This is a genomic window from Castellaniella sp. FW104-7C03, assembly GCF_040276085.1.
In the GTDB taxonomy this organism is placed as follows: Bacteria; Pseudomonadota; Gammaproteobacteria; order Burkholderiales; family Burkholderiaceae_B; genus Castellaniella.
On sequence record NZ_JBELOK010000004.1, the window covers coordinates 108880 to 123628 of the forward strand.

The following is a 14749-nucleotide window of genomic DNA, read 5'->3' on the forward strand; positions in this document are numbered from 1 at the left end:
TCAGGCTGCTTTGGAGACCACCTCGATGGGCTGACGCGTAAACAGGGCCAGCAGATGCGCAAGCTCTGCCTGCATTTCGCGGCGGTCGATGACTTGATCGATAGCACCCTTGGACAGCAGGAACTCGGCACGCTGGAACCCCTCGGGGAGCTTTTCGCGAACGGTCTGCTCGATGACGCGCGGCCCCGCAAAGCCGATCAGGGCATTGGGCTCGGCAATCACGACATCACCCATAAAGGCGAAGGATGCCGAAACGCCACCCATGGTGGGATCGGTGAGAATGCTGATAAACGGCAACCCGGCCTCGGCAAGCTGATGCAACATCGCAGTGGTTTTGGCCATCTGCATCAAGGAAAACAGAGACTCTTGCATGCGCGCGCCACCCGATGCGGCCACGCAGACAAACGGCATATGGCGGTCGATGGCTTCTTGTACGCCACGAGCGAAACGCTCGCCTACCACAGACCCCATCGACCCCCCCATAAAGGAGAATTCGAAGCTGGCCAGCACGGCGGGCACCGACAGAATGGTACCGCTCATTACCACCAGCGCTTCGGACTCGCCCGTTTGCTTGATGGCTTCGGAGACACGCTCGGGATACTTGCGCGAATCCTTGAATTTGAGGGGATCCATCGGACGCGTCTGTGAACCGATCTCAACCCGGCCGTCGGCATCAAGCAGCGCGTCGATACGGGCACGGGCACCAATACGCATGTGATGGCTGCATTTGGGGCAAACATTAAGCGTGGCGAGGAGGTCTTCTTTGTAGAGGACTGACTCGCACGACGGACACTTGACCCACAGGCCCTCAGGAACCCGCTTGTTGGCCGCTGCGTCGCTGTTACGGTTGATACGCGGGGGCAGAATTTTTTCGAACCAGCTCATGGTTAACCTTTTTTAACAGTATCAAGGGCTTGGCGAACACTCGCCAGCCACTGGGCTGCAGCCTGAACGGCGGCCTGAGGGCCCGCCTGATGGGAGGCTTCTTCGAGAACCTGGATCAGCTTGCTGCCGATCACCACCGCATCAGCATGCTCTGCCAAACGCGCAGCGCTGGCGGCATCCCGGATGCCAAATCCCACCCCAACCGGGATCTGGATATGTTGACGGATCAAGGCCAGATGCCGGGCAACATCATCGGTATCGAGATTGCCCGCACCTGTAACCCCCTTTAAGGACACATAGTACACATAGCCACGTGCAAGTTGTGCCAGCTGTTTCATGCGCGCTTGAGTGGAGGTGGGCGCCAGCAGATAGATGGGATCGATGGACGCTGCAGCCAGCCGGGCGGCAAACCCGGCGGATTCTTCGGGGGTGTAATCGACTACCAGCACACCATCCACCCCGGCGGCCTGGGCAGCCTGAACAAAAACGTCCTGGCCCATGGACTCGATGGGATTGCCATAGCCCATCAGCACCACGGGTGTGCGGGCGTCTTGTTGCCGAAACTGGGAGACAAGATCGAGCACAACCGCCAGACTGACGCCTGCGGCAATGGCGCGATCACCGGCCTTCTGGATGACGGGGCCATCCGCCATGGGATCGGAGAACGGAACACCAAGTTCTATGACGCTGGCCCCTGCTGCCACGAGGGCATGCATAAGATCGCGCGTAGAGCCGGCAAGCGGATCGCCCGCCGTAATGTAGGGAATCAGGGCGGTACGTCCGGACAGCCCGGCAAAAGTATCGGCCAAACGGGAATTGGATGCAGTCAACAGAGGCTCCTAAAGCGTAATGCCGCTGGTTTCGGCCACAGTGTGCATGTCTTTGTCTCCGCGCCCTGACAAATTGACCAGAATGATCTGATCTTTGGGCAGCTGGGGGGCCAGCTTGACTGCGTAGGCAATGGCGTGGGCAGACTCGAGCGCAGGCATGATGCCTTCGGTGCGACAGCAATCGTGGAAGGCCGCCAGTGCTTCTTGGTCGGTGATCCCCACATACTGGGCGCGACCGGATTCTTTAAGCCAGGCATGCTCGGGCCCGACACCGGGGTAATCGAGGCCGGCCGAGATGGAATGCGTTTCGGTGATCTGGCCGTTGGCATCTTGGAGCAGATACGTGCGATTGCCATGCAGCACGCCCACCACCCCACGACTTAGCGATGCAGCATGATGGCCGCTATCCAGGCCTTCACCGGCTGCTTCGACCCCCACCAGCTTTACTGCATCGTGGTCGATGTAAGGGTGAAAAATGCCAATGGCATTGGAGCCACCGCCCACGGCGGCAACAATGTAATCGGGCTGACGCCCGGCATCGCGGGGCATTTGCTCGAGACATTCGCGCCCGATAATGGTTTGAAAATCCCGTACCATCTGCGGATAAGGATGCGGCCCGGCCACGGTACCGATAATGTAGAAGGTGTTTTCGACATTGGTGACCCAGTCGCGCATGGCTTCATTGAGCGCATCCTTGAGCGTGCGCGAGCCTGACTCTACCGGCACCACCTGGGCACCCAGCAGTTTCATGCGATAGACATTGGAGGCCTGGCGGCGGACGTCTTCGCTGCCCATGTACACCACGCACTCAAGCCCATAGCGGGCGGCTACCGTAGCGGTAGCCACACCATGCTGGCCGGCCCCGGTTTCGGCGATGACACGCGGCTTGCCCATACGGCGCGCCAGCAGGGCTTGCCCAATGCAGTTGTTAATCTTGTGCGCACCCGTGTGATTGAGGTCTTCGCGTTTGAACCAGATCTGGGCCCCACCCAACTGCTTGGACCACCGGCGAGCGTGATACACGGGACTGGGGCGCCCGACAAAGTGTTCGAGCTCGTCGGCGAACTCGTGCAGGAACTCTGGGTCTTCGCGGTAATGGAAATACGCCTCGCGCAATGCGTCGAGGGCATGCACCAGGGTTTCGGACACGAAAGAACCGCCAAACTGGCCGAAATGCCCTTGGGCATCCGGAAAATGATAGGGTTTCAAATCCAGACTCGCTTCAAAGGTGCCCGATTGCGGGCTGCCATGCCATCAAAGCACCCAAAACAACTGCGCTGGGCAATGCCCGGATGGGTAGGACTGATGGCCAAACAGGCATTTTAACAGCGCAGACCAGCAGTGGCGTCTGTCAGGCGGGCAACTACCTTTGCCGTGTGGTAAAGGCTACTGGCGACTGGCCTGTACGCCCGAGAGCTCGTTGACAGCGTCCAGGGCCTGACGGATTTGCTGGCCATCACGCACCTCGATGGTAAAGACCATATGGGCCAATGACCGGCGGCTGTGCGTGGTAACGCGCACGACACGCAGGCGCAACCGCGCAAACACCTCGGAAAGATCGCGCAAGAGGTTGGGCCGATCCTGAGCATGGATGCTGAGGTCTACCGGATACAGCGCCTGGCCGGTATCACCCCATGCGACATCGATGCAGCGCTCGGGTGACTTGCGGGCCAAGGCCGCCCAGGAGGCACAGTCGCGGCGATGAATGGACACACCCCGGCCACGCGTGACAAATCCTTCGATGGCATCAGGCGGTGCCGGACGACAGCAGCGCGCCAGCTGCGTCAGCAGAGAATCCACCCCCACCACCAGCACCCCGCTTTTACCGGTGCGCGACACGCTGCCCGCATCACTGGCATAGACGCGCGCTTCATCAGTGGCCACCGGCACAGCATCAGGGTCACGAAACACGTAATCAATCTGACGCAGGCTGAATTCTTCTTTGGCGGCAGCGACATAGAGATCATCCGCCCGGGCAAAGCCCAGTTGCTGGGCCAGCTGCTCTTGATTGACGGCAGTTTTACCCAGGCGCTGGAGTTCTTTTTCGACCAGTACCTGCCCTTGTGCAATGCGCTGCTGGAGCTCGACGGCATTGAACCAGGCCCGCACTTTCGCGCGTGCCCTGGGGCTGGCCAAAAAGCCCAGTTGCGGATTGAGCCAGTCGCGTGAAGGGCCGCCCGACTTGGCCGCCAGAATCTCGACGGTTTGCCCGGTTTTGAGCGGTGTGGACAAGGGCACCATCTGGCCATCCACGCGCGCGCCCCGGCATCGATGTCCCAGATCGGTGTGCAGCAGATAAGCGAAGTCTACCGGTGTGGCGCCCTCGGGAAGCTCGAGTACGCGCGCCTGGGGCGTCATGACATAAAGACGGCGCTCGGCCTGGGGTGCCTGCGGAGCAGGTGCTGACCCACCTTCTTCCTGCCAGGCCAGCAGTTGACGCATCCAGGCAATTTTTTGATCATAATCGCCCGCAGCGGCCACCTGCCCACCACGCGCACCGGCTTCTTTGTAGCGCCAGTGGGCGGCCATCCCAAACTCAGCAAACTGGTGCATCTCTTGGGTGCGGATCTGAATCTCGAAGACGCGCCCCTGCTGATCGGCCACCACGGTGTGCAAGGAGCGATAGCCATTGGGCTTGGGCCGGGAGATGTAATCGTCAAATTCTTCGGGTACTGGCGTCCAGAGCGCGTGCACCAGTGCCAGCACTGCATAGCAGGTGCGTTCGTCAGACACAATCACGCGCAGAGCCCGCAAATCAAACAGCTGGTGAAACTCCAGATGCTTGTTGCGCATTTTGTTCCAGATGCTGTAAATATGCTTGGGGCGTCCGCTGATGTCGGCCTGAATATGTGCATCCTCCAGTGCCGCCTGCAGCCGCTGAACCACCTCGTCGATGAACTGCTTACGCTCGGTGCGTTTTTCTTCAAGCTGCCGGGCAATTGCCTTGTAGGTATCGGGCTGCAAGAAACGAAACGCGAGATCTTCCATCTCCCATTTAAGCTGCCAAATACCCAACCGGTTGGCCAGCGGCGTATACAAAGACATGGTTTCGTGGGCAAACTGCACCGGACAGGGCGTGTGCGTGGCGGCATACCAGCGCAAGGATTGCAGGCGCGACGCCAGACGCATCAACACAATGCGAAGATCGGCGGCCATGGCCAGCAACATCTTGCGCTGCATCTCTTTTTGTTCGGCCCCGGATTCTGATCCCACCTTGCCGGTAATCTCGCCCAGGTGCAGCAGCGCACGCGCACCCTGCACCAGCGTGGCGATTTCTGGCCCAAACGCCTTGCGCAGGGGATCCGAGCGGGAGAGATCGCTCGCGGGCACCGGCTGGACCGCCAGCAGTGCGGCTGCCCGCGTAGGAGCATCCGAGCCCAAGTCTCGAAGAACCAAGACCACCGCGGCACAATGCGCAGACAGGGGCTCGCCAGTGCTGGCCACGGCGTTGTGCAAAGGTTCACGCACCCAGTCGACGGCGTCTTGCAGCACTTGCCGGCCGCCGGCATCCAGCCCCTCTGCCGCCTGGCTCAGCCAGCTGGCATCAAAGGGATCTACCGGGAAAACATCAGACGGAGTACTCATGGACAAACGACAGCAGGCTATAGCAGTCCTCTATACTACTTGACTCGCCGGTGCCGTGGCAGCCGGATTTTGCATAAGAATCCACCCTGGCACCCGCCATCCCTACCCTCATATCAGGCTCTTGGGGTTCTCCCGGATAAATTCGGTAAAATCCTGTTTGGCCTTTAGTGGCCTTGTTTGCCTGACGGAGTACCCACATGACCCACGTTGTCACCGAAAACTGTATCAAATGTAAATACACCGACTGCGTCGATGTCTGTCCAGTCGACTGTTTTCGCGAGGGGCCCAATTTCCTGGTGATCGATCCCGAAGAGTGCATCGACTGCGCTGTTTGCGTGCCCGAGTGCCCGGCCAATGCCATTTTTGCCGAAGAAGACGTTCCTCAGGACCAGGTCGACTACATCCCGCTCAACGCCGAGCTCGCCCCCACTTTTGGCCCCATCAACCGTTCGATTCCGGCACTGGATGGTGCGGACGACTGGAACGGCATCGCCGACAAGCTCAAGTACCTCGAACGCCCGTAGCCGCTTCAACCATCCCTCACACCTCTGCAAAAGCCTTTAAAACCTTAAATAAACACTTCCAGCTATTCGGCCACCCCATGGCCGCCCCACCGCCAGGCGCGGCGGTTGTCTGCAAAATCCCACAATATCGCTTCCGTACGACCAATATCGGGTAAATCCGGTAGCGCACCGTAACGTTTACCGGTACCTTGGATCTGGACTACCGATACGACGACGCACGAACTGCGCCGGCCCTGACCTCCGGAACGCACCCATCTATGCTGTACGACCTCCACGAACTCCAGCGCTCATTCCTCGCGCCTTTCACTGCTTTTACCGAAACCGGCTCCCAGCTGTTTTCCAACCCTTACAGTCCGCTGGCCTACACGCCGCTCTCCCGGCAGTTTGCGGCCACCTACGAGCTGGCCCACCGAATGGGCAAAGAGTACGAAAAGCCCCAATGGCAACTGGACACTACCGTCATTGGCGAGCAAACCGTCGCCGTCCACGAGGACGTTGCCCTGGCACAGCCCTTTTGCCGCCTGATTCACTTTCGGCGAGACACGCAACGCCAGGATCCCTGTGTGCTGTTGGTGGCGCCGTTGTCCGGGCACCACGCCACTTTGCTGCGCGACACCGTGCGCGCCCTGTTGCCCGAACACGACGTCTATGTCACCGACTGGGTGGATGCCCGCATGGTGCCGTCGGAAAAAGGCACATTTGGCCTGGACGACTACGTTCACTACATCCAGTCCTTTTTACGCCACCTGGGCCCTGACACACACGTCATCTCTGTCTGCCAGCCCACCGTCCCGGTACTGGCGGCCGTCTCTTTGCTGGCGCAGGCCGACGAGTCCTGTCAACCACGCAGCATGGTCATGATGGGCGGCCCCATCGATACCCGCAAATCGCCTACTCAGGTTAATCGCCTGGCCACCACCAAACCATACGCCTGGTTCGAAGACAACCTGATCCATCGCGTGCCTGCCCGCTACGTAGGTGCGGGCCGTCTGGTGTATCCCGGCTTCTTGCAGCATGCCGGCTTTGTGGCCATGAATCCCGATCGCCACCTGAAATCCCACTACGAGTTTTACCTGCATCTGCTGCGCGGCGATGACAGCGACGCCGAGGCGCATCGCCGCTTCTACGACGAATACAACGCGGTGCTGGACATGCCCGCACGCTTTTACCTGGATACCATCCGCGTGGTGTTCCAGGAGTTTCGCCTGCCACAGGGCACCTGGGAAATCGACGGCACCACAGTCGATCCCGGTGCCATCCGGAAAACCGCCCTGCTCACCATCGAAGGCGAGCTCGACGATATTTCGGGGTCTGGTCAAACCCATGCTGCCCATCAATTGTGCGCCAACCTGGCTCCCTCCAAGCGCGAGATTCACACTGCCCAGGGTTGCGGTCATTACGGGATTTTCGCCGGACGCCGCTGGCGCAACCAGATCTGTCCTAAAATCTCGGCATTCATCCGCACACACGCCTGATCCCCCGCAGGGGTTCCGCTTTTTTCATGTCTTCACTCACTGATGCACTGGATGCCGTACTGCCACAAACGCAGTGCGGCCAGTGCGGCTTTGACGGCTGCCGGCCCTACGCACAGGCAATGGCCGAAGGCCGCGCCAATCTCAACCGCTGCCCACCCGGCGGGCCCGATACCATCCAGGCCCTGGCAAACCTGTTGGGCAAACCTGCCCAGCCACTGGATCCCGCGTGCGGCACACACCAGCCATTTCGGGTCGCTCTGATTGACGAAGAACACTGCATTGGCTGCACTCTGTGTATCCAGGCGTGCCCGGTTGATGCCATCCTGGGTGCCAACCAGTGCATGCACACCATCATCGAAACTGACTGTACAGGGTGCGAGCTGTGCGTAGCCCCCTGCCCGGTTGATTGCATCACCATGATGCCCGCCGAACGCAGCTGGACCCCCGCAGACGCCCAGGCCGCCCGCCAGCACTATCAGGCACGCAACACCCGGCTACAGGCACGACACGCAGAAACCCGGGGGCTGGCTGCCCGCACCCTGGCGAACAAGCCGGCTCTGGTGCCAGACGCCACCGAACACGACAAACAAGACCGCATCGCCCAGGCACTGGCGCGCGCACGGGCTCGCCGCTCATGAAACGCGCGGCCATCGAAGAATGCTTTCGGCGCTTGCGGGAGGCCAACCCCCATCCCAAGACCGAACTCGAATACGCCACACCCTTTCAGTTGCTGATTGCCGTGATGCTTTCAGCGCAAGCCACAGACAAGTCGGTGAATCTTGCTACCCGCCAGTTTTTTCCGACGCACGGCACGCCGGAGGGCATCCTGGCACTGGGCGAAGCCGGCCTTACCGAGGCGATTTGCACCATTGGCCTGTACAAAACCAAGGCCCGCAACGTAATCCGTACTTGCGAGCTGCTGCTGGAGCGACACGAGGGCCAGGTGCCCGACCAGCGCGAAGCCCTGGAAGCCTTGCCAGGCGTGGGCCGCAAAACGGCCAATGTGGTGCTGAATACGGCGTTCGGGCAGATCGCCATGGCGGTGGATACCCATATTTTCAGGGTCTCCAACCGTACCGGCATCGCCCCCGGGAAAACCGTACTGGCTGTCGAACAGGCCTTGCTGCGACGAGTACCCAAAGCGTATCTGCTGGATGCCCACCACTGGTTGATTTTGCATGGACGATACGTATGCGTGGCCCGCAAGCCCAAGTGCCCCCAGTGCCCGCTGGCTGATCTGTGCGAATACCCCGACAAAACCCGCTCTTCCTGATTTTTTGCTGCATCGCATCATTAGTATTTACCATTAATAAACTGTGACAAACCCCTATGGAGGGGCCGTCAGATCCGTTTCATACTTACGCCATTGCGCTCATTGGCGCTGCACTGCGACAGGATACTTTCGGCACTATGGGCACAGATCAATCCATCATTCTGGAAACCCGCAACCTCACCAAAACCTTTTTGGGGTTCACGGCGGTCGATGACGTCAACCTACAGGTACAACGTGGCCACATTCATGCACTTATTGGCCCCAATGGTGCAGGCAAAACCACCTGTTTCAATCTGCTCACCAAGTTCCTGAAGCCCTCTCAGGGCAAGATCTTCTTCGAAGGCAAAGAAATCACCGGAGACCAGCCGGCCGACATCGCCCGCAAGGGGATCATCCGTTCATTCCAGATCTCCGCAGTGTTTCCGCAATTGTCGGTGCTCGAAAACGTACGCATCGCGCTGCAACGCAACACCGGTCTGTCCTTTCATTTCTGGCGCAGCGGATCCAGCCTGAAACCACTAGACAACCGCGCCCTGGAACTCCTCGCAGAAGTCGATCTGGCCGATTTCGCACAAGAACTTACCGTCAACCTGCCTTATGGCCGCAAACGCGCCCTCGAGATCGCCACCACGCTGGCCATGGAGCCCAGCCTCATGTTGCTCGACGAGCCCACCCAAGGGATGGGCCACGAAGACGTCAATCGCGTCACGCAGCTCATCAAACAGGTCAGCGCCGGTCGCACCATCCTGATGGTCGAACACAACATGAAAGTCGTCTCGTCCATTGCCGACCGCATCACCGTGCTGGCGCGCGGCGCCGTGCTGGCCGAAGGCGATTATGCCGCCGTATCAAACAATCCCGCCGTCATGGAGGCCTATATGGGCACTTCCCAGGGCGAACTCGAAGGAGCCCAAGCATGAACAGCGCGCCTGCCCTCGAAATCTCCGATCTGCACGCCTGGTACGGAGAGTCCCACGTCCTGCATGGGGTCAATATGCGCGTCGAACCCGGCCAGGTGGTTACCTTGCTGGGCCGCAACGGCGCCGGCCGCACCACCACGCTGCGCGCCATGCTGGGGCTTACCAGCAAGCGCACGGGCTCCATTCGCATCCAGGGCACCGAATCCATCCAGATGCCCACCTATCGGGTGGCGCACCTGGGTATCGGCTACTGCCCCGAAGAACGCGGCATCTTCGCGTCACTTTCCTGCGAAGAGAACCTGCTTTTGCCGCCCACAGTGGGCGACACGCTGGGCGGGGGCATGTCGCTGGCCGAAATCTACGACATGTTTCCCAACCTGCTCGAACGCCGAAACTCACCCGGCACGCGGCTATCCGGCGGCGAGCAGCAAATGCTGGCCGTGGCCCGCATCCTGCGTACCGGTGCCAACCTGCTGCTGCTCGACGAGATCTCCGAAGGCCTGGCACCCGTCATTGTCCAGGCATTATCCCGGATGATCATCACACTTAAATCCAAGGGATACACCATTGTCATGGTCGAGCAAAACTTCCGCTTTGCCGCCCCCCTGGCCGATCACTTCTACATCATGGAACACGGCCAGATTGTCGAGTCCTTTCCTGCCAGCCAGTTGCAAGAAAAGCAAGAAACCCTCGACAGCCTGCTCGGCGTTTAACCCCATCCGATCAAAACCCACTTGCCGGCTGGCCCGGCTCTCTATCAGGAGACACCTCATGAAACTACGCACCCTATCTGCTGCACTGGCCGTTGCCGGTCTGGGGTTCGGTCTGTCCGCACACGCTGCAGGGATTTCTGACGACGTCATTCGTATTGGCTTTATCACTGATATGTCCGGAGTTTACGGCGACGTCGACGGCAATGGGGGCGCTGACGCCATCCGCATGGCCATTGCCGACATGGGTGGCGAAATCAACGGCAAAAAAATCGAGCTCCTCGCGGCAGATCACCAGAACAAGGCGGACATCGCCTCTGCCCGCGCCCGCGACTGGTTCGACACTCAAAACCTCGACATGCTGGTCGGCGGTACCAACTCCGCCACGGCCTTGGCCATGGCCGGTGTTGCTGCCGAAAAGAAAAAGCCCTTCATTGCCATTGGCCCGGGCTCATCTCTCCTGACCAACGACAAATGCACGCCCTACACGGTGCACTATGCGTATAACACCACCGCCCTGGCCAACGGCACGGGGTCTGCCGTGATCCGCGAAGGCGGAAAATCCTGGTTCTTCCTGACGGCCGACTACGCCTTTGGGCACTCCCTCGAGCAAGATACGGCCAAGGTGGTCAAAGCCAATGGCGGCACGGTGGTTGGCGAAGTCCGCGCACCACTGTCCACCACAGACTTCTCCTCCTTCCTTCTGCAAGCCCAATCATCCGGCGCACAAGTGCTGGGCCTGGCCAACGCGGGAGGCGACTTCATCAACTCGGTGAAGGCTGCCAAAGAATTCGGCATCACCGAAACCATGAAACTTGCCGGCCTGCTGGTGTTCATCAACGACATCAACTCACTGGGCCTGGACAACACAGCCGGGTTGTACCTCACCACCCCCTGGTACTGGAACCAATCCGACGACTCCCGTGCCTGGGCCAAGAAGTTCTTTGACCAGCACAATCGGGCACCGTCCTTTCTGCAAGCAGGTGATTACTCTGCCGCCCTCAATTACCTCAAGGCGGTCAAGGCCACTGGCACCGACGACGGCGACAAAATCATGGAGTACCTGAAGTCGCATAAAATCAACGACATGTTCACCAAAAATGGCTACATTCGCAAAGATGGCCTGATGATGCACAGCATGTACCTGGCACAGGTCAAGCGCCCCGACCAATCCAAGGCGCCCTGGGATTACTACAACATCGTCCGTGAACTCCCGGCCGAGTCCGTCTACGGCCCCGAGTCCGCTTCCACCTGCCCCCTGATCAAGGGCTGATTCAGGTTGCAGCACCAGGGCCCCGTATCCATCCATCGCGGGGCCCTGGTGCAACCTGCTCCGGTTGTTTTATCCCCCGCCACAGCCTTTGACGCAGCGTTATGACAGAACTCTTCGGTGTCCCTATCCAGGCCTTGCTTGGGCAACTATTGCTCGGTCTGGTTAACGGCTCTTTTTATGCCGTGCTATCGCTTGGGCTGGCCATTATCTTTGGCCTGCTCAACATCATCAATTTCACCCATGGTGCGCTCTACATGCTGGGTGCATTCGTCGCCTGGCTGGGCCTCGAATACCTTGGCCTGAACTACTGGGTCATGCTCTTTGTCGCGCCCATATTGGTGGGAGCGTTTGGCATCATCCTCGAACGCCTGCTGCTCAGGCGTCTCTACAAGCTCGATCCACTCTACGGTTTGCTGCTCACATTTGGCCTCGCACTGGTCATCGAAGGGATGTTCCGCAGCATCTACGGGGTCTCCGGGCAACCCTATTCCACGCCAGAACTCCTGAAAGGCGGTGTCAATCTGGGCTTTATGTACCTGCCCATTTACCGTGCCTGGGTTGTGGTGGCCTCCATCCTGGCCTGCCTGCTTACCTGGGGGCTCATCGAAAAAACCCACCTGGGAGCACTGCTGCGCGCCGGCACTGAAAACGCCAAACTGGTCGAGGCATTCGGCGTCAACGTGCCACTCATGATCTCGCTCACCTTCGGCCTGGGCGTGGGTCTGGCCGCCTTTGCCGGCGTGCTGGCCGCCCCCATTCTTCAAGTGTCACCACTGATGGGCTCCAACCTCATCATTGTGGTGTTTGCGGTGGTGGTTATTGGCGGCATGGGTTCCATCCTGGGATCCATCGTCACTGGTCTGGGCCTGGGCATCATCGAAGGCTTCACCAAAGTGTTCTGGCCCGAGGCCTCCAGCACAGTGGTGTTCATCATCATGGTGATTGTGTTGCTGCTGCGTCCCGCAGGGCTGTTCGGGAAAGAATCATGAATCGACAACTGATTGGCTATCTGGCTGCAATCATCCTGATTGCAGCCCTTCCCACACTGGGCGCATACCCGATCTTCATTATGAAGGTCATGTGCTACGCCCTGTTTGCCTGCGCCTTCAACCTGCTGCTGGGTTACACCGGGCTGCTTTCGTTTGGCCATGCCGCGTTCCTGGGACTGGCGGGCTATGCCTGCGGTCAAGCCCTGTCGGTCTGGGGCTGGTCAACGCTTAGCGGGCTGCTGTTTGGCACGCTCAGCGCCGCCGTGCTGGGCCTGGGCTTTGGACTGCTGTCCATCCGCCGCAGTGGCATCTACTTTGCCATGATCACCCTCGCACTGGCGCAGATGCTGTTCTTCTATTTCCTGCAAGCGCCCTTTACCGGCGGCGAAGACGGTCTCCAGGGTATTCCACGCGGCACACTGTTTGGCCTCGACCTCGGCCAGGATATCAACCTGTATTACGTGGTGATGGCCATCTTTGTGCTGGGCTATGCGCTCATCTGGCGTACGGTCAACTCTCCGTTTGGCCACGCGCTTGAGGCCATCCGCGAAAACGAGCCACGGATGATCTCCCTGGGCTATCACGTCGACCGCTTCAAACTGCTGGCCTTTGTGCTGTCCGCAGCCTTGTCCGGCCTGGCTGGCGCCACCAAATCGGTTGTGTTTGTATCAGCCACGCTGTCCGATGCCACCTGGCAGATGTCAGGGATGGTGATTCTCATGACACTGATTGGCGGGATGGGCACCCTCACCGGCCCCGTGCTGGGCGCCATCATCGTCGTGGCACTCGAAAACAAGGTCGGTGACATCGGCCGTTTCTTGATGAACGAAACCGGCATCGTGTGGTTCCGTGTATTGGGCGAGTCCGTCACAATCGTGATTGGCCTGATCTTTGTGGTGTGCGTACTGACATTCCGCCGGGGCATCATCGGCGAATGGCTGCACCACCAGCAAGTCAAGCGGGCCGCCAAAGCAAGCTAGCGCAGCGTCTTACCTGCCACAAACAAATAGGGCTTCTCCAAGAGAAGCCCTATTTGTTGTTTTTACCAGCTGAAACTTAAATGCTGGTATCAGCCCTTGACCAGCGGGCAGCTGCTTGCGGACAAAGGCACCGAAACCAGATCAGCGGGCAAGGTACGCAGCACCTTGTAGTAATCCCAGGGCCCTTTGGACTCAGCCGGTGTCTTGACCTGAATCAGGTACATGTCGTGGGCCATCCAGCCGTCTTTGCGAACAACACCGTTGTGGGCGAAGAAATCATCCACTGGAAGCTTGCGCATTTTCTCGGCCACTGCCTTGCCATCGGTAGTGCCGGCTGCCTTGACTGCCTTGAGGTAATGCATGGTGGACGAATACACGCTGGCCTGAACCATCCCTGGCTTGCGGTCTGTGAGTTTCTCGAAACGTGCCGAGAACTTGCGGCTGGCATCATCGCGATCCCAGTAGAACGGCGTGGTAGCCACCAGACCCTGGGCTTTTTCGAGACCCAGTGCGTTGACGTCACTGATCACAATGCCCAGTGCAACCAATTTTTGGCCGGCCTTGGTGAGACCAAACTCGGCGGCCTGCTTGATGCTGTTGCTGGTATCAGCGCCTGCGTTAGCGAGGGCCACGGCTTGCGCCTTGGACGACTGGGCCTGCAGTAGGAAAGACGCAAAATCGGAGCCCCCCACAGGGTGGAAGACTTCGCCAACAACCTTACCGCCGTTTTTATCTACTACTTTGGTGAGATCGGCGGCCAACTGCTTGCCATAGGCGTAGTCGGCTGCCAGGATGAACCAGGACTTGGCGCCTTCTTTGACCAGGCCGGTGGCCGTACCAACAGAAGAAGCATAGGTATCAAACGCCCAGTGAAAACCAGTGGGCGAGCATGCTTTGCCAGTGAGTGCTGCTGAGAACGGCCCGGAGGCGATGGTGATCTTGCCTTTTTCTTGTGCCAGCCCCTGGACAGCCAAGGCCACGGCCGAATTGGTGAGATCACCGATCATTTCGACGTGATCAAGATCGAACCACTTGCGCGCAATGGAAGTGCCAACGTCGGTTTTATTTTGATGATCGGCAGACAGAACCTCGATTTTGCGGCCCAGGACTTCTCCGCCAAAGTCTTGCACAGCCATCTTGGCAGCAGTTACGGAGGTAACCCCGCCAAAATCCGAATACAGGCCAGACTGATCATTCAGGATCCCGATGCGCAGGGGCTCTGCTGCACCTGCAAACTGCGGGATCGCCGCAGAAATCGCCAGGCACAGCAACAACTTGTTCATCTTCATGGATTGCCTCCGTGGA

14 protein-coding genes are annotated in these 14749 nt (G+C 59.3%); 9 read left to right on the plus strand and 5 right to left on the minus strand.

Annotation, left to right across the window (positions count from 1 at the left end; genetic code table 11):
- From accD to ABS758_RS06035, 4 genes are all read right to left on the minus strand, one after another.
- The gene (gene accD, locus ABS758_RS06020) at window positions 1–885 is read right to left on the minus strand and encodes an acetyl-CoA carboxylase, carboxyltransferase subunit beta (protein ID WP_350381954.1); all 885 of its coding nucleotides are present in this window, start codon (window positions 883–885) and stop codon (window positions 1–3) included.
- Window positions 886–887: 2 nt separating this feature from the next.
- Entirely contained in the window at window positions 888–1715 is an 828-nt protein-coding gene (trpA, locus tag ABS758_RS06025; protein ID WP_350381953.1) for a tryptophan synthase subunit alpha, read from the minus strand.
- A gap of 9 nt (window positions 1716–1724) precedes the next feature.
- Complete coding sequence (gene trpB, locus ABS758_RS06030; RefSeq protein ID WP_350381951.1) at window positions 1725–2924, minus strand: tryptophan synthase subunit beta; 1200 nt, start codon at window positions 2922–2924, stop codon at window positions 1725–1727.
- Between the two features lie 177 nt (window positions 2925–3101).
- Entirely contained in the window at window positions 3102–5300 is a 2199-nt protein-coding gene (locus ABS758_RS06035) for a RelA/SpoT family protein (RefSeq protein ID WP_350381950.1), read from the minus strand.
- 197 nt (window positions 5301–5497) lie between these two features.
- On the opposite strand from ABS758_RS06035, the gene fdxA reads away from it, so the two are divergent.
- From fdxA to ABS758_RS06080, 9 genes are all read left to right on the plus strand, one after another.
- A complete protein-coding gene (fdxA, locus tag ABS758_RS06040) occupies window positions 5498–5824 on the plus strand; it encodes a ferredoxin FdxA (protein WP_350381948.1) in 327 nt (108 codons plus the stop codon).
- Window positions 5825–6081: 257 nt separating this feature from the next.
- Window positions 6082–7299, plus strand: a complete 1218-nt coding sequence (locus ABS758_RS06045) for a polyhydroxyalkanoate depolymerase (RefSeq protein ID WP_350381947.1) — start codon at window positions 6082–6084, stop codon at window positions 7297–7299.
- 26 nt (window positions 7300–7325) lie between these two features.
- Entirely contained in the window at window positions 7326–7937 is a 612-nt protein-coding gene (locus tag ABS758_RS06050; RefSeq protein WP_350381945.1) for an RnfABCDGE type electron transport complex subunit B, read from the plus strand.
- A complete protein-coding gene (nth, locus tag ABS758_RS06055; RefSeq protein ID WP_350381943.1) occupies window positions 7934–8572 on the plus strand; it encodes an endonuclease III in 639 nt (212 codons plus the stop codon). Before ABS758_RS06050 ends, nth begins: the two co-directional genes overlap by 4 nt.
- 137 nt (window positions 8573–8709) lie before the next feature.
- On the plus strand, window positions 8710–9492 hold the full coding sequence (locus ABS758_RS06060; RefSeq protein ID WP_350381941.1) for an ABC transporter ATP-binding protein: 783 nt from the start codon (window positions 8710–8712) through the stop codon (window positions 9490–9492).
- Window positions 9489–10205 (plus strand): ABC transporter ATP-binding protein, encoded by a 717-nt coding sequence (locus ABS758_RS06065; protein WP_350381939.1) that lies wholly within the window; start codon window positions 9489–9491, stop codon window positions 10203–10205. The genes ABS758_RS06060 and ABS758_RS06065 overlap by 4 nt, the downstream gene beginning before the upstream one ends.
- 58 nt (window positions 10206–10263) lie before the next feature.
- Window positions 10264–11475, plus strand: coding sequence for an ABC transporter substrate-binding protein (locus ABS758_RS06070; RefSeq protein WP_350381938.1), 1212 nt, complete (start codon window positions 10264–10266; stop codon window positions 11473–11475).
- A 101-nt stretch (window positions 11476–11576) separates the two neighbouring features.
- The gene (locus tag ABS758_RS06075) at window positions 11577–12464 is read left to right on the plus strand and encodes a branched-chain amino acid ABC transporter permease (RefSeq protein ID WP_350381937.1); all 888 of its coding nucleotides are present in this window, start codon (window positions 11577–11579) and stop codon (window positions 12462–12464) included.
- Complete coding sequence (locus ABS758_RS06080; RefSeq protein WP_350381936.1) at window positions 12461–13444, plus strand: branched-chain amino acid ABC transporter permease; 984 nt, start codon at window positions 12461–12463, stop codon at window positions 13442–13444. Before ABS758_RS06075 ends, ABS758_RS06080 begins: the two co-directional genes overlap by 4 nt.
- Window positions 13445–13533: 89 nt before the next feature.
- On the opposite strand, the gene ABS758_RS06085 is transcribed toward ABS758_RS06080, so the two are convergent.
- Window positions 13534–14733, minus strand: a complete 1200-nt coding sequence (locus ABS758_RS06085; protein ID WP_350381935.1) for an ABC transporter substrate-binding protein — start codon at window positions 14731–14733, stop codon at window positions 13534–13536.
- Window positions 14734–14749 lie beyond the last annotated feature (16 nt).